The sequence below is a fragment of the Acidovorax benzenivorans genome, from assembly GCF_028680575.1.
Lineage (GTDB): Bacteria > Pseudomonadota > Gammaproteobacteria > Burkholderiales > Burkholderiaceae_C > Acidovorax > Acidovorax benzenivorans.
In genome coordinates, this window is record NZ_JAPCKI010000009.1 from 13,107 (window position 1) to 31,596 (window position 18,490).

Annotated in this window: 17 protein-coding genes and 1 tRNA gene; 5 read left to right on the top strand and 13 right to left on the bottom strand. The window is 65.6% G+C overall.

The genetic code is table 11. The features are described 5' to 3' along the window. Positions 1-226 precede the first annotated feature (226 nt). Both OIN59_RS15945 and OIN59_RS15950 read left to right on the top strand, forming a co-directional pair. A complete protein-coding gene (locus tag OIN59_RS15945; RefSeq protein ID WP_274112060.1) occupies positions 227-1,978 on the top strand; it encodes a sensor domain-containing diguanylate cyclase in 1,752 nt (583 codons plus the stop codon). A 391-nt stretch (positions 1,979-2,369) separates the two neighbouring features. Then, positions 2,370-2,543, top strand: a complete 174-nt coding sequence (locus tag OIN59_RS15950) for a hypothetical protein (RefSeq protein ID WP_274112062.1) — start codon at positions 2,370-2,372, stop codon at positions 2,541-2,543. 48 nt (positions 2,544-2,591) lie between these two features. On the opposite strand, the gene OIN59_RS15955 is transcribed toward OIN59_RS15950, so the two are convergent. The 10 genes from OIN59_RS15955 to OIN59_RS16000 all read right to left on the bottom strand — a co-directional run bounded on the left by OIN59_RS15955 (position 2,592) and on the right by OIN59_RS16000 (position 9,221). After that, positions 2,592-3,026 carry a hypothetical protein gene (locus OIN59_RS15955; RefSeq protein WP_274112185.1) on the bottom strand — a complete coding sequence of 145 codons (435 nt, stop codon included), beginning with the start codon at positions 3,024-3,026 and terminating at the stop codon, positions 2,592-2,594. A gap of 220 nt (positions 3,027-3,246) precedes the next feature. Next, positions 3,247-3,334 (bottom strand) — tRNA-Ser (locus OIN59_RS15960). Positions 3,335-3,353: 19 nt separating this feature from the next. Continuing rightward, a complete protein-coding gene (gene ureG, locus OIN59_RS15965; RefSeq protein WP_274112063.1) occupies positions 3,354-4,043 on the bottom strand; it encodes an urease accessory protein UreG in 690 nt (229 codons plus the stop codon). Then, the gene (locus tag OIN59_RS15970; protein WP_274112064.1) at positions 4,040-4,750 is read right to left on the bottom strand and encodes an urease accessory protein UreF; all 711 of its coding nucleotides are present in this window, start codon (positions 4,748-4,750) and stop codon (positions 4,040-4,042) included. Before OIN59_RS15970 ends, ureG begins: the two co-directional genes overlap by 4 nt. Positions 4,751-4,773: 23 nt before the next feature. Then, complete coding sequence (gene ureE / locus OIN59_RS15975) at positions 4,774-5,439, bottom strand: urease accessory protein UreE (protein WP_274112065.1); 666 nt, start codon at positions 5,437-5,439, stop codon at positions 4,774-4,776. Positions 5,440-5,514: 75 nt separating this feature from the next. Then, on the bottom strand, positions 5,515-5,994 hold the full coding sequence (locus OIN59_RS15980) for a GNAT family N-acetyltransferase (protein ID WP_274112066.1): 480 nt from the start codon (positions 5,992-5,994) through the stop codon (positions 5,515-5,517). Positions 5,995-6,005: 11 nt separating this feature from the next. Further along, positions 6,006-7,724: an urease subunit alpha gene (gene ureC, locus OIN59_RS15985; protein ID WP_274112067.1), complete on the bottom strand. Its 1,719-nt coding sequence runs from the start codon at positions 7,722-7,724 to the stop codon at positions 6,006-6,008. 88 nt (positions 7,725-7,812) lie between these two features. Beyond that, positions 7,813-8,118: an urease subunit beta gene (locus OIN59_RS15990; RefSeq protein WP_099654828.1), complete on the bottom strand. Its 306-nt coding sequence runs from the start codon at positions 8,116-8,118 to the stop codon at positions 7,813-7,815. A gap of 24 nt (positions 8,119-8,142) precedes the next feature. Beyond that, the gene (locus OIN59_RS15995) at positions 8,143-8,748 is read right to left on the bottom strand and encodes a HupE/UreJ family protein (RefSeq protein ID WP_274112068.1); all 606 of its coding nucleotides are present in this window, start codon (positions 8,746-8,748) and stop codon (positions 8,143-8,145) included. Positions 8,749-8,918: 170 nt separating this feature from the next. Then, entirely contained in the window at positions 8,919-9,221 is a 303-nt protein-coding gene (locus tag OIN59_RS16000; protein ID WP_274112069.1) for an urease subunit gamma, read from the bottom strand. Positions 9,222-9,446: 225 nt separating this feature from the next. Here OIN59_RS16000 and OIN59_RS16005 point away from each other — a divergent pair, with 225 nt between their 5' ends. Beyond that, positions 9,447-13,088: a hybrid sensor histidine kinase/response regulator gene (locus OIN59_RS16005; RefSeq protein WP_274112070.1), complete on the top strand. Its 3,642-nt coding sequence runs from the start codon at positions 9,447-9,449 to the stop codon at positions 13,086-13,088. Then, positions 13,088-14,158 (top strand): response regulator, encoded by a 1,071-nt coding sequence (locus OIN59_RS16010; RefSeq protein WP_274112071.1) that lies wholly within the window; start codon positions 13,088-13,090, stop codon positions 14,156-14,158. The genes OIN59_RS16005 and OIN59_RS16010 overlap by 1 nt, the downstream gene beginning before the upstream one ends. 157 nt (positions 14,159-14,315) lie before the next feature. On the opposite strand, the gene OIN59_RS16015 is transcribed toward OIN59_RS16010, so the two are convergent. Further along, on the bottom strand, positions 14,316-15,002 hold the full coding sequence (locus OIN59_RS16015) for a DUF3334 family protein (protein ID WP_274112072.1): 687 nt from the start codon (positions 15,000-15,002) through the stop codon (positions 14,316-14,318). Positions 15,003-15,411: 409 nt separating this feature from the next. Between OIN59_RS16015 and OIN59_RS16020 the strand changes: the two genes are divergently transcribed. After that, entirely contained in the window at positions 15,412-16,470 is a 1,059-nt protein-coding gene (locus OIN59_RS16020) for a sensor domain-containing diguanylate cyclase (protein ID WP_274112073.1), read from the top strand. Positions 16,471-16,487: 17 nt separating this feature from the next. On the opposite strand, the gene OIN59_RS16025 is transcribed toward OIN59_RS16020, so the two are convergent. Further along, entirely contained in the window at positions 16,488-17,789 is a 1,302-nt protein-coding gene (locus OIN59_RS16025) for a UDP-N-acetylglucosamine 1-carboxyvinyltransferase (protein WP_218341491.1), read from the bottom strand. Positions 17,790-18,020: 231 nt separating this feature from the next. Next, a complete protein-coding gene (locus tag OIN59_RS16030; RefSeq protein ID WP_274112074.1) occupies positions 18,021-18,479 on the bottom strand; it encodes a (2Fe-2S)-binding protein in 459 nt (152 codons plus the stop codon). Positions 18,480-18,490: the final 11 nt, after the last annotated feature.

Here is an 18,490-nt window from a genome sequence, read left to right on the forward strand (position 1 = left end):
CGATTCAGTTCCGGCGCAATTTTGACTTGCATCAAGAGGTTGTCGCACCGAGACAACATAACCAGCAGCCTTTGGCTTGGCCAGAGCGTCCAGACGGTTTGTTGTAAGGCCGGTTCCGCACAATGGAGCGACCGGCGTTGCGCGTCGGCGGTGGTAGACCCTGTGCCACTTGGGCCAGTGTGTTGCACAGGCTTGTGTTGACCGTGCCGTATACAACCTCCTGACCATGCCTGACGATTCCCGCCTCCGCCTCATCCGTGCTCTGGGTGACACTCTGGATGGTTTGGATGTGGCGCTGTGTGCGTTTGACGACAGCGACTGCACGATTGCCTGGAACCGCACCTTCTTCAAGTTCTTCCCGGAGCACGATGGGTATGTGCACGAGGGCGAGCCCTACGAGGCCAACCTGCGCCGCTTCTACAACCAGCGGCTGGATGCCCAGGAGCTGCCCAACATCGAGCGCTACATCACGGCCGGGGTAGAGCGCCACCGGGCGCAGACTCGCCCCTACAGCTTTGAGCACCGGGGGCTGCGCGTGCATGTGTCTTCGTTGCCTATCGATGGGGTGGGGCGGGTGCGCGTATGGCGTGCCGAGGCGCTGCCGGTGCAGAACACACATCCCGCACAGGCCGCACCGGCTGGCGCCGACATCCATGAACCCGGCTACCTGCGCAGTCCGGTGATCGAAAGCACCGAACTGTTTGACCGCATTCCTGATGGGCTGATGATCTGCGCCGAAGATCAGCGCATCCAGTGGGTCAACCAGCCCTTCATGCAGATGTACAACCTGTCGGACCGCGCCGTTGCCGCGGGCAAAGCGTTCGACGAGGTGTACCGCCACGCCTGGTCCGTCGAGGGGCAGGGCGATATGGCGCCGTTCTACGACGGCCTGTCGATCTTGCAGGAGCACATGCGTTTTGCGGGGGCGCCGTTTGAGGTGCCTTTGCCCCGCAGCCGCTGGAGCCGCGTCATCGCCAAGCAGGGCAGCGACGGCACGGTGTTCTATGCCCATGTGGACATCACAGAATTCAAGCGCCAGCAGCGTCTGCTGGCCCAGGCCGAACGCAGCGCCCGCGATAGCGAAGCGCAACTGCGCGAGAAGTCCATCCTGCTCGAAGCCACGCTGGAAAACATGGACCAGGGCGTGGCCAAGATCAGTGCCACCGGCGTCGTCGAACTGTGCAACCGCCGCGCGCTGGAGTTGCTGGAGCTGCCCGCCGAGCTGATGGAGTCCAAACCCACGCTGATGAACGTGCTGGCTTACCTGCGCGCGCGGGGCGAGTTCAAGGGCGCCTCCCAGGACATTCAGGACATGCTGCTGCACAGTAGCGGCGGGATTGATCAGCAGCAGGTGTACGACCGCCCCCGGCCCGATGGCCGCATCCTGGAGGTGCAGACCGTGCCCATCAAAGGCGGCGGTGCATTGCGCACCTTCACCGACGTCACCCAGCGCAAGCAGGCCGAGCAGCAGATCCGCCACGTCGCAGAGCACGACGGCCTGACGGGCTTGTTGAACCGCACGGCCTTTTTGCAAGCATTGCAGGCCGCAGCCACCGATGTGCACCGCCTGGGCCGTGGTTTTGCAGTGTTGTACGTGGATCTGGATGGATTCAAACCCGTCAACGATCGCTACGGCCACGCCGTGGGCGACCAGTTGCTGGTGTGGGTGGCCCGGCAACTGACACAGGCTGCGCGCGAGGATGACCTGGTGGCGCGGCTGGGTGGCGATGAGTTTGCGCTGCTACAACGTGGGGTGTCTGACCGCGAAAGCGCCTACCGCCTGGCCGACCGCCTGGTGCAGGCCCTGGGCCGACCCACCCAGATCGAAGCGCACGCGTTGCAGATCGGCGCGTCCGTAGGCATCGTCCTGTCGCCCAGCGACGGCGCCGAGGCCGAAGAACTCCTGCGCAAGGCCGATTCCGCGATGTACTTGGCCAAGGCCACCGGACGGGGCTGTGCGCGGATCTATGGCACCTGAGGACGGGGTAGCAGGGCAGCAGGGGCACGAGCTGTGTGACCGCACCATTGCCGCTGAATGCGCCGGTGCCAAGGGCCGCAGTGCTTACCACAGGCGCGCACTGTGCCAGAGGAATCGGCGCCGTCCTACACACCAGCTTCGAGGCGCGACCTACCATTGGCCTGTCGATACCTCTCGACATCCCTCCCGCTTGCATCGCGCAAGTGTTCAGCCCGCAGCCTGCGGGCTTTTTTTTGCCGACCCCTGGTGCATCAAAACGGAGTGCGGAAAAAGCGACCGCGCCGTAGGTCTTTTGCTGCGCAACAAAGCCCCAGCGCCCATCTGTTGGCACCATTGCGGGCACTGGTGATGTCGTCATCATCCAGCCATCGCAGCGCGCTACACCACAAGAATGATCCTGTACAAACCCGGCACGCAATTCCTCTACAAGGGCAGAACGGTCAGCGTGGACTACGTCATCATCAAGCGCACCGGCCTGTGGATTCGACTGGCACACAGCGAAGAGGTGTGCCGCCCCGAAGATTTGCCCCCGATTGCGCAGCAGGGTGCGGGGTTGGTGAGGTAGAGGGGGGAGCCCGCAGGGCCGAGCGTGGTGACGCAATCAGTCGAGGCGCTACCGGAGCTGCTGGGATAGCCATAGCAGTCCCCAGACTATCGCCACCAGCTGAACTAGGTTCACGGACAACGCCGCCGAGTGCACACGGCGAAAGTGGCGGATCGCGCTGCTGCCACTCGCTTCGATTTGCGCTCCCAGTTGCTGCATTGCCTGCAGCAAATGCTTGCGCAGCAGCGCGACGACACAGGCATTGACCGCCACACCGATGGCGAAAGGGTACCTGCCCCAGAGCATGTAGCTGACAAACGCGCCCAGCGACGTCCAAAACGCCGCGCGGTAGTACACGTTGAAAAAACCCCGAACGAACCGCGCGTCCAGTGGGGTGTCATGTTTCAGCGTGAGAAGGGGCAGGCCACCCATCAAAAAGTAGGCGGTAGTGACCAACAGGGCCACCGTGAAAAAGAACGAGGCGTAGATAGCGGACGACAACATCATTCTCCCTGCGGAACTGCTGGCCACTTGCGGGAGTAGGCTGGCATCGAAGTTCAGCGTCCTGCCCATGGATGCGGCAAGGCTCTGTGAAATGACAGTCAGTCTAGGGGGAAGCGCCGTTCTTGTGAATCCGGTGGGGGGCGGATATCGCAACAACAGGCATGTTGCTGTGCTGGCGTGTATGCACATTTCTTTGTCAGAAATGCGTTGGGCCAAGAACTGGCGGAGACTGTGAGATTCGAACTCACGGACGGTTGCCCGTCGGCAGTTTTCAAGACTGCTGGTTTAAACCACTCACCCAAGTCTCCGGGAGGGAAGGCGCGAATTCTAGCTGACTGCGGGTGCTGATTTTTTCAGCATGCCCCGAGTCTCGATGAACTTCACCACGTCAGCCACGCCCGCCAGGGTTTTGAGGTTGGTCATCACAAACGGTTTGAGGCCCTGGGCGTTGGTGCGCATGCGGGTGGTGTCGGCGTGCATCACGTCCAAGTTGGCGCCCACGTGGGGGGCCAGGTCGGTTTTGTTGATGATGAACAGGTCGCTTTTGGTGATGCCAGGGCCGCCCTTGCGGGGGATTTTTTCGCCGGCAGCGACGTCGATGACGTAGATGGTCAGGTCGCTGAGTTCGGGACTGAAGGTGGCGGCCAGGTTGTCGCCGCCGCTCTCGACGAACACGATGTCGGCGTTGGGGAACTCGCCCAGCATGCGGTCGATGGCTTCGAGGTTGATGGAACAGTCTTCGCGGATGGCGGTGTGGGGGCAGCCGCCGGTTTCCACGCCCAGGATACGGTCTGCGGGCAGGGCGCCGCTCACTGTGAGCAGGCGCTGGTCTTCCTTGGTGTAGATGTCGTTGGTGATGGCGATGAGGTCGTAGTCATCGCGCATGGTTTTGCACAGCATTTCCAGCAGCGTGGTCTTGCCCGAGCCCACAGGGCCGCCGATGCCCACGCGCAGCGGGGGCAGGTTTTTGGTGCGGTTCGGGATGTGATGCAGGTTGCTGGTGGTGGTCATCGTCATGATCGGAAGAGGCGGGAGTATTGGGTTTCATGCTGCGCCGACAGGATGGCCAGCATGGGAGAAAAGGCCTGGCGCTCGCTGTCCATCAGGCCGATGGCGTGGTCTGCTGCGGCAGGGATGGCATCGGCCAGCCGCGCCAGGATGCGCTGGCCTGCGCTTTGGCCCAGTTGCATGGATTTGAGGGCCGCCTGCACCATGTTTTCCGCCCATCCAAAGGCGTAGGCCAGTAGCACATCGCGCACAGGTGCCTGGGTGGTGGATGCGGCCAGTGCAAAGGCCACGGGGTAGGTGGGGGGCAGGGCGGCCAGGTAGCGGATGGCGGGCAGGGCCTCTTCATTGCCTTGGTGCTGGTTGCGCAGCCAGTCGGCCATCGACCGGCCCATCTGCTCGGTCTGCAGGCGCAGTTCGCTGGTCTCGCGGGTGTGTTGCACCCAGTCGTTGAGCTCGCGCACATGCGCCCAGTCGGCGCGGCGCCAGGCGCCCATGGCCTTGGCGATGAGCGCCATGTCGCCGCGTGCCTGGGTGATGTGCAACTGGTCCAGCAGCCAGTCGGCCACGGCGGCCTCGCTCGCCAAGCCTGCGTTTTCAATGGCGCTTTCAAGCCCTTCGGAATACGAAAAACCGCCCACCGGCAGTGCAGGTGAGGCTAGCCAGATGAGTTGCAGCAGGCTGGCAGCGGGCAGGGACGTGGGGCGGTCGAGGCGCATGGCGGCGAGGGGGGGGCAGCCCATCAGTGGCTGTGCCCGTGCTCTCCGTGGTCATGGTCATGGCCGTGGTTGCAGTGGGGGCCGTGCACGTGGCCCTGGGCAACAACCGGGATGGCCACGGGGCGGGCACTGGCCGGAGCGGCGTCATGTTTGTGCTCGTGCGCATGGTCGTGACTGGCATCGTGAGAGTGCCCGTGATCGTGGCTGTGCCCGTGGTCATGGCCACCACTGTGTCCTGCCGCGTAGGCGCCACCTTCGGGCTCAAACGGCAGGTCTTGCGCCGTAACGATCAAGTGCATGGCGCGCAGCATGTCGGCCAGCACGTGGTCGGGTTCGATCTTGAGGTGGTCGGGCTGCAGCTCGATGGGCACATGGCGGTTGCCCAGGTGGTAGGCGGCGCGGGTCAGGTCAAACGGGGTGCCATGGTGGGCGCAGTGGGTGATGACCAGCACGGACTGCGGTGCCGCAACCACACGCACCATGGAGCCGTCTTCGGCCACCAGCACATCGCCGCCGCGCACCACGGTGCCGCGTGGCAAGAAGACGCCCAGTTCGCGCCCGGCGGAGTCGGTGGTCGCAAAGCGGCTTTTCTGGCGCACGTCCCAGTCCAGCTCGATGGTGGTGGCGCGCTTGAGCAGCACGGGAGCGAGGCCTTGGCCTTGGGGGAGAAGTTTGGAGACCTGGATCATGGCAAGAGGGGAGGACGGTGCAGGAAGGGCGAGGACAACATTGTGGCCCTGGCCGGGCAGTGATGCGAGGCGGCTCTACAGTGCGCGGCTCATGTACCGGCTGTGAGGGTCTGGCCGGTAGCTGCCGAACGGGGCGCAGTCGGTAAAACCATAGCGCAGGTACAGCTGGTGCGCGGGTTCAAAGAAGGGCTGCGTGCCCGTCTCCAGGCTGATGCGCTGGTAGCCCAGGTCCACCGCCTGACCCAGGATGTGTTCCAGCACGGCGCGGCCGACACCCTGGCCACGCGCGCTGGCCGCTGTGCGCATGGACTTGAGTTCGGCATGTTCGGCATCCAGGTGCTTGAGCGCGCCGGTACCCACCAGCTCGCCGTCGCCCCGCCAGGCCGTCCAGAAGCGGATCTCGGGCTGGCGCAGCTGCACCATGTCGAGCGCGTGCACGCTCTCCGGCGGCGAGGTGGCACGCATGTCCTTCAAATGCTCCTGCATGAAGGCTTCGATGCGCGGATCGGTCAGGTCGTCCAGGCGGATCTGCAGGTCTTGCAGCAAGGCGTTCATGGGCTTCGACCTCAGAACAAAAAGTAGCGCTGCGCCATGGGCAGCACGGTGGCGGCCTCGCAGGTGAGCAGCTGGCCGTCGGCGCGCACGGTGTAGGTCTGCGCGTCCACCTCCATCTTGGGCGTGTAGCTGTTGTGCACCATGTGCTGCTTGCGCACGCCACGGATGTTGCGCACGGCGCTCAACGTTTTGCGCAGGCCAAAGCGCTCGCCAATGCCGGCCGCCAAACCTGCCTGCGAGACGAAGGTGAGCGAAGTCTTGGCAATGGCGCCGCCAAACGCACCAAACATCGGCCGGTAGTGCACAGGCTGTGGCGTGGGGATGGAGGCATTCGGGTCGCCCATAGCGGCCATGGCGATCAGGCCGCCCTTCAAGATGAGCGCGGGCTTCACGCCAAAGAAGGCTGGCTTCCAAATCACGATGTCGGCCCATTTGCCGACTTCGAGCGAACCCACCTCGTGGCTGATGCCGTGCGCAATCGCGGGGTTGATGGTGTACTTGGCCACGTAGCGCTTGATGCGCGTGTTGTCGCTCCGGGCCGTGTCGCCCTGCAGGCTGCCGCGCTGCACCTTCATCTTGTGCGCCGTCTGCCAGGTGCGCAGGATGACCTCGCCCACGCGGCCCATGGCCTGGCTGTCGCTGCTCATCATGCTGATGGCGCCCAGGTCGTGCAGGATGTCCTCGGCGGCAATGGTTTCCTTGCGGATGCGGCTTTCGGCAAAGGCCAGGTCCTCGGCAATGCTGGCATCGAGGTGGTGGCACACCATGAGCATGTCCACATGCTCATCGAGCGTGTTGTGCGTGTACGGCATGGTGGGGTTGGTGGAGCTGGGCAAAAAGTTGTCTTCGCCCACCACGCGCAGGATGTCGGGCGCGTGCCCGCCGCCCGCGCCCTCGGTGTGGAAGGCGCAGATGCCGCGCCCGCCCACGGCGGCGATGGTGTTCTCTACAAAGCCCGATTCGTTGAGCGTGTCGCTGTGGATGGCGACCTGCGTGTCGGTGGTTTCGGCCACGTCCAGGCAGTTGCTGATGGCCGAGGGCGTGGTGCCCCAGTCTTCATGCAGCTTCAGGCCCATGGCGCCTGCGTTGATCTGCTCGTGCAGCGCATCGGGCAGGCTGGCGTTGCCCTTGCCGAGAAAGCCCAGGTTCATGGGGAAGGCGTCGGCCGCCTGCAGCATGCACTCCAGGTTGAAGGGGCCGGACGTGCAGGTGGTGGCCAGCGTGCCCGTGGCGGGGCCGGTGCCGCCGCCGAGCATGGTGGTCACACCGCTGGCCAGGGCTTCTTCGATCTGCTGCGGGCAGATGAAGTGGATGTGGCTGTCGATGCCGCCTGCGGTGACGATGTTGCCCTCGCAGCTGATGACCTCCGTGCCGGGGCCGATGATGATGTCCACGCCGGGTTGCACATCAGGGTTGCCCGCCTTGCCGATGGCGGCAATGCGGCCTGCGCGCAAGCCGATGTCGGCCTTGAAGATACCGGTGTGGTCCACCACCAGGGCATTGGTCAGCACGGTGTCGACCGCGCCTTGTGCATTACTGCGTTGCGACTGCGCCATGCCGTCGCGAATGGTCTTGCCGCCGCCAAACTTCACCTCTTCGCCATAGCTGCCTGCACGCAGCGTGTAGTCGGCCTCGACTTCTAGAAGGAGTTCGGTGTCGGCCAGGCGCACGCGGTCGCCCACGGTGGGGCCGAACATCTCGGCGTAGGCGCGTCGTCCAATGGTTGCCATGGGGTTGCTCCGCAAGAACTGGGTACTATGTTTTTGATAGCTGCTAGCGCTTATTCAGTGGGCGCTAGAGGCTGTTTTTGTTCAATGTTCAGAGCGCGCCGTGTGTCAGGCCTTGAAAGCCAAACACCTTGCGCTCGCCCGCGTAGTCCACCAGCTCCACGGTGCGCTCCTGGCCGGGCTCAAAGCGCACGGCGGTGCCGGACGCAATGTTCAGCCGCATGCCGCGCGCGGCGGCGCGGTCAAAGCCCAGGGCGTTGTTGGTTTCTGCAAAGTGGTAGTGCGAGCCGACCTGGATGGGCCGGTCGGCCATGTTGCGCACCACCAGCGTGAGGGTGCGGCGGCCGGTGTTGAGCAGGTGCTCGCCGGGTTCGGTGATGAGTTCGCCAGGGATCATGGGGGCTCCAGATCAAATGAAGGCTTAGGCCATTTGCGCCAGCAGCGCGCCACCCATCAGGGCCACGGCCACGCCAGCGGCGCGGCTGATCCACACGGTGCGCTGGCGCAGCGCCCAGCCTGCCGCCAGGCCTGCGCCATGCAGCAGCACGGTGGCGGCCAGCATGCCTGCCAGGGTTTGCCAGGCGCTGCTGCTGCCTGCCAGCTCAACGCCATGGGCCACGCCATGGAACACAGCAAACACGCCCGCGCCCAGCGCGGCCACGATGCCCGGCACGCGCAGGCGGGATACGACGAGCAGGCCCGTGGCCAGCAGCGACGTCGCAATCATGGGCTCCACCGCAGGCAGTGCCACGCCTTGCAGGCCCAGCACCGCGCCTGCCAGCAGCATGGCCGCAAAGCCCACGGGGCCCCACAGCAGTTCGCGACCGGCGCCGCGCGCGGCCAGCGCGCTCCACAGGCCCACGGCCACCATGGCGGCCAGGTGGTCCAGGCCGAACAAGGGGTGCACAAAGCCGCTGATGAAACCGCTGTGGCTGTGGGCTTCTACGCCTGTATGGGCGCTAGCGCTTATGGATAAAGCGCTGGCAGCTATCAGAATAAGAGCGGATTTGGTGCGAGGGGAAAGCATGGGGAATCTCCAAAAAAGGGGGCAAGCCGTGTCAGCGTTCTTGCCGTTGGTGTACAGGCGTGGAGCGAGGCGCGCGGTATTGCGCCAGTGCCACCGTGGAACTGGCTTTGCCAGGCCACCGGTGGCGTCCCCCTTGAGGGGGAAGGCGCGAAGCGACACAGGGGGGGGCTTCATATGATCGGCTGGTGCACGGTGACGAGCTTGGTGCCGTCGGGGAAGGTGGCCTCTACCTGGATGTCCGGGATCATCTCGGCGATGCCGTCCATTACGTCTGCGCGGGTCAGCACGGTGCGGCCCTCGCTCATGAGTTGCGCCACGGTCTTGCCGTCGCGGGCGCCTTCCATCACGGCTGCGCTGATCAGGGCCATGGCCTCGGGGTAGTTGAGCTTGAGGCCCCGGGCCTTGCGGCGCTCGGCCAGCAGGGCGGCGGTAAAGATCAGCAGCTTGTCTTTTTCGCGAGGCGTCAGTTCCATGTCGTTGTACTCAATCTGGGGATGGGTGGGCTCGTGCGGCTGGCTAAGCCAGGTGGGGCACCCGGTTAACCGCCATGGTTTACCGAGCGGTCGCACACCAGCGGATTCATCATAGGCAGCAAGCCCCGTGCCCGCCATACGCCAGAGGGCGCAGAGGCGGTGCTTGCCGGGGGGCGGTCGTGGCATGGAAACTGCACCTGCAGTGCTTGCCGTCACCCCATTTCCATGCCATTGCCCACCGCCCCCCTTGCTCCCGCCGATGCGGCATCGGTGCGGCCGTCTGGGCAGGATGCGGACGCCCAGGCCCCGCAGCAGGTGGTGGTCAAGGTCCGGCGCGACTACAACAGCTGGGTGGCCACCGAGACCATGGAGGACTACGCGCTGCGCTACACCCCCCAGCGCTTTCGCAAGTGGTCCGAATGGCGGGTGGCCAATACGGCGTTTGGTGCGGCGTCGTTCCTGATCCTGGAGGCCGTGGGCGCCACGCTGCTGGTGCAATACGGTTTCATCAACGCCTTCTGGGCCATTGTGGCGACGGGGCTCATCATCTTTCTGGCCGGTTTGCCCATCAGCGTGTATGCCGCGCGTTATGGCGTGGACATGGACCTGCTCACGCGCGGCGCGGGCTTTGGCTACATCGGCTCCACGCTCACTTCGCTGATCTACGCCAGCTTTACTTTCATCTTCTTCGCGCTGGAGGCGGCCGTGATGGCCTATGCGCTGGAGCTGGCGCTCGACATCCCGCCCACCTGGGGCTACCTGATCTGCGCCATTGTGGTGATTCCGCTGGTCACCCACGGCGTCTCGGCCATCAGCCGCCTGCAGGTGTGGACGCAGCCGCTGTGGCTGGTGATGCTGGTGGTGCCGTTTGCATACGTGCTGGTGCGCGATCCTGGTGCATTTTCTGGGGTGATGCACTACGGTGGTGAATTGGCGCGCGGTGCTACGTTTCAGTTGCCCTTGTTTGGTGCGGCACTCACGGTGGGTATTGCGCTCATTACCCAGATGGGGGAACAGGCCGACTACCTGCGCTTCATGCCCGCCAGCACACCCGCCACGCGCGGGCGCTGGTGGCTGGGCGTGCTGGTGGGCGGGCCGGGCTGGGTGGTGCTGGGCGTGCTCAAGATGCTGGGCGGCGCGCTGCTGGCCTATTTGGCCCTCACCCACATGGTGCCGGCCGAGCGTGCGGTGGACCCGAACCAGATGTACCTGGCCGCGTATGAATATGTGTTCCCCAACTACGGCTGGGCGGTGGCGGCCACGGCGCTGTTTGTGGTGGTGTCGCAGCTCAAGATCAACGTGACCAACGCCTACGCGGGGTCGCTCGCGTGGTCCAACTTCTTCTCGCGCCTCACGCACAGCCATCCGGGGCGGGTGGTGTGGGTGGTGTTCAACACGCTGATCGCCTTCATGCTGATGGAGATGAACGTGTTCCGCGCCATGGGCGAGGTGCTGGGGCTGTACTCCAACATCGCCATCGCCTGGATCATGTCGGTGGTGGCCGACCTGGTCATCAACAAGCCGCTGGGCCTGTCGCCCAAGGGCATCGAGTTCAAGCGCGCACACCTGTACGACATCAACCCGGTGGGCGTGGGCTCGATGGCGCTGGCGTCCGTCCTGTCCATCAGCGCGCACCTGGGGCTGTTCGGCCCGTTGCCGCAGGCGTTCTCGGCCGTGATTGCGATGGCGGTGGCCTTTGTCACTGCACCACTCATTGCCTGGGCCACCGGGGGGCGCTATTACATTGCGCGCCAGTCAGAACCCGCTGCGCTGGCCGATGTGGTGGCGGTGCCCCTGCATGGCCCGCTGCGCCGCAATGCCGAAGGGGGGCTGGGCACCGAGGTGGGCAGCTACCGGCGCACCACCGTGCAGCGCTGCGTGATCTGCGAGCGCGAGTACGAGGCGCCCGACATGGCCCAGTGCCCTGCCTACCGGGGGGCTATCTGCTCGCTGTGCTGCACGCTCGATGCGCGCTGCGGCGACCTGTGCAAGCCCCATGCGAGCATGGCGGTGCAGTGGTCAGCCGCGCTGCGCTGGGTGCTGCCACGCGCCACATGGCGCTACCTGGACACGGGCTTGGGCCACTTTCTGCTGCTGATGCTGGTGATCGCGCCGCTGCTGGCCTCGGTGATGGGGCTGCTGTACCACCAGGAGCTCAACACCATTGCGCAGGCCGCCACCGACACCGAGGTGATGGCAGCACCCGAAGTGGCACTGCGCTCGGGCCTGCTCAAGGCCTACTTGGCGCTGCTGGTCATCTCGGGCATCGTGGCCTGGTGGCTGGTGCTGGCGCACAAGAGCCGCCAGGTGGCGCAGGAGGAATCGAATCGCCAGACCGGCCTCTTGGTGCGCGAGATCGAGCTGCACCGCCAGACCGACGAGGCGCTGCAGACAGCGCGCAGCGTCGCCGAGCAGGCGCGCCAGGTGGCCGAAGCGGCCCAGCGCGCGGCCGACCAGGCCAATCAGGCCAAGAGCCGCTACATCAGCGCCATCAGCCATGAGATCCGCACGCCGCTCAACTCCATCCTGGGCTATGCGCAGCTCATGGGCGAGGACGCGGGCGTGCCGCCGCACCGCAAGCAGGCGGTGCATGTGATCCGCCGGGGCGGCGAGCACCTGTTGTCGCTCATCGAAGGCACGCTCGACATCGCGCGCATCGAGTCCGGCAAGCTCACGCTCGATGTCACGCCCATGCGCTTTGCCGATGGCCTGCATGAGATGGCCAGCCTGTTCGAGCTGCAGGCCGCCGCCAAGGGCCTGGCGTTTCAGTTTGACGTGCTGGGCGTGATTCCGGAAGTGGTGCGTGCCGACGAAAAGCGCCTGCGCCAGATCCTCATCAACCTGCTGGGCAACGCCGTCAAATTCACGGCGCAAGGCACCGTCACGCTGCGCGTGCGTTATGCGCGTGAGATGGCGCGCATTGAGGTGCAGGACACGGGGCCGGGCCTCACGGCCGAAGAGATCGAGCGCATCTTCGAGCCCTTTGCGCGCGGCGGATCGGGCGGTGGCAGCACCGCTGCTGCGCCGGGTGCGGGCCTGGGCCTGACCATTGCCAAGATGCTCACCGCGCTCATGGGCGGCGAGCTGACGGTGAGCAGCACCCCGGGCGTGGGCTCGGTGTTCCACGTCAAGCTGTTTCTGCCCGAGGTGCATGGGGATGCGCTGGGCAAGACGGCGGCACCCGTGGCCGTGCAAGCCCTGCGCGCCCGCAGGGGTTACGCAGGCGAGCGCCGTCGCATCCTGGTCGTGGACAACGAAGAGCCCGACCGCGAGCTGCTGGTGCAATTGCTCGAACCCCTGGGCTTTGAACTGCGCCAGGCCGCCAGCGGGCATGACGCGCTGGACCTGCTGGCCACCGGCTACCGGCCGCATGCGATCTTCATGGACCTGGCCATGCCGGGCATCGACGGGTGGGAGACCTTGCGGCGCGTGCGGCAGATGCACCTCATGAACGTCCACTGCGCCATTGTGTCGGCCAATGCGTTCGACAAGGCGCTGGACAACGACGTGGACATCCGCCCCGAGGACTTCATCGTCAAGCCCGTGCGCCACAGCGAACTGCTGGACTGGCTGGAGCGCCGCCTGGGCCTGCAGTGGCAACACGACGAAGCCACAGAGACGCCGGCCGGGACTGGCCCAATGGTTGCGTCCACAGCGCCTGCGCCCCTCACGTACCCTGATGCCATCGCGCTGTCGGCCTTGGCGCAGGTGGTGGCGCTGGGCTACTACCGGGGCATCCTCAACACCCTGGACGACATCGAACGCAGCCAACCCGCGCACGGCGCTTTTGTGGGCACCATGCGGCAACTGGCCAAGCAGTTCCAGTTCGACGCCATGGGCCAGATCCTGGAGCAGGCGCCATCGTGATGACCACCGCAAACCCATCTTCCTTGCAGGCGCCTGCAGCGCCCGGCGCAGCGCTGGACCGCAGCGACAGCGACGTGGTGCTGATCGTGGACGACGTGCCCGACAACCTGGCCGTGCTGCACGACGCGCTCGATGAATCGGGCTACACCGTGCTGGTCGCCACGCATGGCGAGGCCGCGCTGCAGCGCGCTGCGCAGGCCCTGCCCGACATCGTGTTGCTCGACGCCATGATGCCCGGCATGGACGGCTTTGAAGTGGCCCGGCGCCTCAAGGCTTCGCCTGCCACGGCGCACATCCCCATCATCTTCATGACCGGCCTGACCGAGACCGAACACCTGGTCGCTGCGCTGGAGGCGGGGGGCGTGGACTACGTCACCAAACCCATCAAGCCCCGCGAAGTGATGGCCCGCATGGGCGTGCACCTGGGCTCTGCCCGCAAGGCCCGGCAGGACGCCCGCCAGGCCCGCGAGGCGCGCAATGCGCTTGATGCCTTTGGCTACGCCAGCATCACCGTGCGTGCGGTGGACGGCCGCATCGTGTGGCAGACCCCGCTGGCGCGCGAGCTGCTGCAAAGTTACTTTGGCGAAGTGGGCCCGGACGGCGCGCCCACCGCCTTCGGCCAATGGGCGCCCGAGCCGGTGCAGGCCTGGCTGCGTCGCCACGTGCTGGCCGACAACGCCGCCGAGCTGCTGGCCGCATCGCTGGCCGAGCCACCGCGCCTGGCGGTGGAGCAGGGCGCCCGCCGCCTCACTTTCCGCTTGCACCAGCAGGCCGGAGACAGCGAGGGCGGAGGTGACTGGCTGATCGTGATGCGCGAGGTGTCGGACGCCAAGATCATCGAGTCCATGAGCCTGTCCTTCAAGCTCACCGCGCGCGAGGCCGAGGTGCTGTACTGGGTGGTCAAGGGCAAGATCAACCGCGACATCGGCGACATCCTGGGTGCCAGCCCTGCCACGGTAAAAAAGCACCTGGAGCGCGTGTTTGCCAAATTGGGCGTGGAGACGCGCACCGCCGCTGCGGCCATGGCCATGAACCGCATCCGGCAGCTGCACCCGCAGTTTGAGGGGTGACAGGGCGCGGTGGTGCGGCGTGGCTACGGCTGGTGTAGGACGAGCCCGGGGAGCGGGCTGGAGCAGGCTCGCTTGTGTCTTTAACCAGGTTTTTAAGTCAAAACGGCTGCTGGCGCTTGTATATTAAGCGTTGGAAGCTATCATTTTTGTAGTATTTCTACATCCCCAGCGACTTGAGCAGTGCATCCGTATCGTCCTGGCCAGCAGGCGTTGGGGCGGGCACGGGTGGGGCTTCTTGCGACTGGGCCATCAGCGCGTCGGCGTCCGGCACTTCCTGCGCCTCGAAGTCGTAGAGCTTGATGAACTCGGTGCGGTCGATGGCCAGTTCCAGGTAGAAGATGTTGTTGTTGCTGGTGTAGAAGGTCACGCGCCGGGCCTCGGGCTTGTCCAGGTTGGCGTCCACGCTCAGCATCACCTGCTTGTTCAGCACCAGCATCTTGGGCTGGTTCTGCGTGATGTGGGTCTGCAGCTCGCGGCGCACCTTGCCGGTGAAATCGCCCACCACCTGGTTCATGAGCTCGCCCATCACGTTGCTGACCTCGTCGGACGTGTAGGAGCTGACCAGGTCGTCCTTGGACATGCCCATGTTCAGCAGGTAGTTGGCATACAGCTCCATCGCGGCCTGGGCCGAGAAGTTGATGATGACCAGGCCCGAGAAGCCGCCATCGAACAGCACAAAACAGCCGATGTCGGGTTTCAGGCAGGTCTTGCTGATGCGCTGCACCATGCCGGAGTAGTGGATCTGGCTGTGGGTGGCCACGTTCAGCACGCGGGTGACGGAGTTGCACAGGCTGATCAGCAGGTCTTCAGTACCGTAGACGGTGGATTTTTCGGGGGTGCTCATGGTGTGGGGGCAGAAAACAACGTGGTGCACAGCATAGGCGATGACGCCCCCGGAAACCAGAGTGCAGGCCCTGCCTTGGTGCTTGCTGGCTACGTGGCACGCCAACGATTGACATTCGACGGGGCTGGGATATGGTGCTTTCCACCCAGCAATATCAAGAGAGGGTGCCCAATGGGCCATGTCTATTCCTATGGCCTGACCGACTTCCAGGCGATTGCCACAGAGGCTGCTGTGCTGGCCAGCGGTGGTGGTGGCCGTTACCATGGCGGCGCCACCAACGCCTGTGGCGTCGTTTGCCGCGCTGCTGCGCAACATCGGCTATGCGGGTGGTATGCCCCCAGCCTGAGCCTTGAAGCCCGCGCCGACGCGATACAGAATACAGAACGAAACGCTGTCAAATAAAGTGGTCATGGCTATGGGTGAAGCGGACCTGAACAAGGAGCGGCTGGAGTTGGCCCTGGAGGCTGCCGGGCTCGACCTGTGGGAGAACGACCTCATCACCGGCAACGTCACGCGCAAGGCAACCAAGACGTTTGAAGAGCTGGGGTTCTCCGAGGATGAAATCGTCTCGGGCGTGCAGGACATTTATGGCCTGTTCCACCCCGACGACATCGACACCGTGCGCAAGGCGGTGGCCGACCACCTGACGGGCGTCACCCCGCAGTACCGCTGCGAGTTTCGGTTGCGCTCCAAAAGCGGCGAGTGGGTCTGGTTCGCCAACTATGGCCGCATCATGGACGGCCATGGCGAGACACGGGGCAAACGCTTGATCGGCGTCACGTTCAACATCCACGACCGCAAGTGCCGCGAGACCGAGATCGCCCAGATCAACCAGCAGCTCACCGAGCAGAACCGGCTGTTGCAGCAGCTCAACGCCTCGCTGGAGCAACTGGCCGCCAACGACTCGCTCACGGGCCTGTCCAACCGCCGCACGCTCATGGAGCTGGGCGCCAAGGAATACAAGCGCACAGAACGTTTTGGCCACCCGCTGTCCTTGCTGGTGGCGGACATCGACCTGTTCAAGACCGTCAACGACCTGTACGGCCACCTGGCGGGCGACCGCGTGATCTGCGCCGTGGCTCAGGTCTGCGCTGCGCGCAAACGCAGTGGTGTGGACATCGTGGCGCGGTTTGGTGGCGAAGAGTTCGTCATCGTGCTGCCGGAGACCGATGGCCCCAGCGCGCTGCAAGTGGCAGAGTCGCTGCGCCGGGAGGTCGAGACCTTGCTGGTGTGTGTGGGCGATGAGGGGCAGGAGGTGGCGGTCACCGTGAGCATTGGCGTGGCCACCCTGCACAAGGGCTCGGGGATGGATTTTGAAGAGCTGGTGAACCGCGCCGACAAGGCGCTGTACCGCGCCAAGGAGTCGGGGCGCAACACCGTGCACTGCGTGGATGCGCACCCCGCGCCCGCCCGGGTGCATGTGCTGCCCAACCCGGGCGAGGCACCGGGCGGCGTGGTCGCAGCCTGAGGCCCGCGGGCCGCCGCTCACTCCTCGCTGGTCCACTCCACCTGCACGCCCAGGCTGCGCAGGTTCTCCACGAAGCGCGGGTGGGCGCGGCGGATGGGCGTGGCGTTGCGGATCTCGGAGCGCCCGGGCGTGCTCGCCGCCACCATGAACAGCGCGATCGCCACGCGGATGATGTAGGGGCTCTCGACCACGGCCGGGCTCAGGGGGTTGCCGCCGAAGGTGACCAGGCGGTGCGGGTCGGACTGGAACACGTGCGCGCCGAACTTCGACAGCTCGCCCGCCCAGCCCAGGGCCCCGTCGTACACCTTGTTCCAGAACAGCGCGTTGCCCTCGGCGCGCACGCCCAGGGCAATGAAGATGGGCAGCAGGTCCACCGGAAAATACGGCCAGGGCGCTGCCTCCACCTTGGTCAGCACATTGCTCGTGAAGGGCGTCTGCACCTTGAGCGGCCCGTCGCACGCCGCGCGCGACCAGCCGTCCTCGTGCGTGACGGTGACGCCGAACTTGGCGAAGGTGCGGTCGATGAGCGGAAAGTTCCCGGGCGCGCTGTTCTTCACCACCACGTCCCCGCCGGTGATCGCGCCCAGGGCGAGGAAGGTCGTGATCTCGTGGAAATCCTCGTCGAAACGGAATTCCCCGCCGCGCAGGGCCGTGCCGCCGTGCACGGTGATGCGCGAGGTGCCCATGCCCTCGATGCGCACGCCGATCATGGCCATGAAGCGGCAGAACTCCTGCACGTGCGGCTCCGACGCCGCGTTGGTCAGCACCGAGGTGCCCTCGGCCGTGGCGGCGCACAGCACGAAGTTCTCGGTGGTGGTCACCGATGCGTAGTCCAGCCAGTGGTGGTTGGCCTGCAGCCGGCCCGCGCTGCGGATCAGCAGCGAGCCCTCGGCCCGCTCGACGGCGCCCCCGAAGCGGCGGAACACCTCCACGTGCGGGTCGATCTCGCGCACGCCCAGCGTGCAGCCCTTGACGTTGTCCTCCAGCCGCGCCACGCCAAAGCGCGCGAGCAGCGGGGGCACCAGCATGATGGACGAGCGCATCTCCTCGGGCAGCCGGTGCTGCGCGGCATCGAACACCGTGGCGTGGTGGTGCAGGTCGAGCGTGCCGGTGGCGTGGTCCATGCGGACATCGCTGCCCAGGGTGCGGAAGATCTCCAGGATCTTGCGCACATCGGTGATGTCGGGCACGCCCAGGAGCTTGAGCGGCTCGTTGGTGAGCAGCGTGGCGCATAGCACGGGGAGCACCGCGTTCTTGTTGGCGGAAGGCGTGATGCGGCCCCGGAGCGGGGTGCCGCCGTGGACGACGAGGTTGGACATGGGTGGGGCAGGGGCTGAAGAAGGGGCCGGGCAGGCTGGGGGCCTGCGCGAGGTCGATACTCTAACTGGGTCTGGTTTCCCGTGGTGGTGGAAGGCCTGAATGCTATGAAATAAATAGCACACCGCGCTTGGCAGGCGTGCGCGGGGGCCATTCCAGAGGGGGCATCCTGGCGCCCGCCTGGCGCCTGGCCCCCGGAGCTTGCCGCCATCCCCTGGGGCACGGGGCGGGCGTCACGCCTTTTCCGTGGCCGCCTGGTGGATTGCCGCGCGAATCCGCTGGTAGGTGCCGCAGCGGCACGTGTTGCCCGACATCGCCGCGTCGATGTCCGCATCGCTGGGCCGTGGCGTCTTCTTCAGCAGCGCACAGGCCGACATCAGCTGCCCGCTCTGGCAGTAGCCGCACTGCGCCACATCGACGGCGGTCCATGCTGTGCGCAGCGCGGTGGCCTCGGGGCCCTGCAGGCCCTCGATGGTGGTGACGTTGGCACTGCCCACGGCCGACAGGGGCGTGATGCAGGCGCGCACCGGTTCGCCGTTCAGGTGCACGGTGCAGGCGCCGCACAGCGCCATGCCGCAGCCAAACTTGGTGCCGTTCATCTGCAGTTCGCCGCGCAGCACCCACAGCAGGGGCGTGTCGGGTTCGGCGTTGACGGCGACGGGTTGGCCGTTGAGGTTCAGGGTCGTGGTCATGGGGGCTCCGG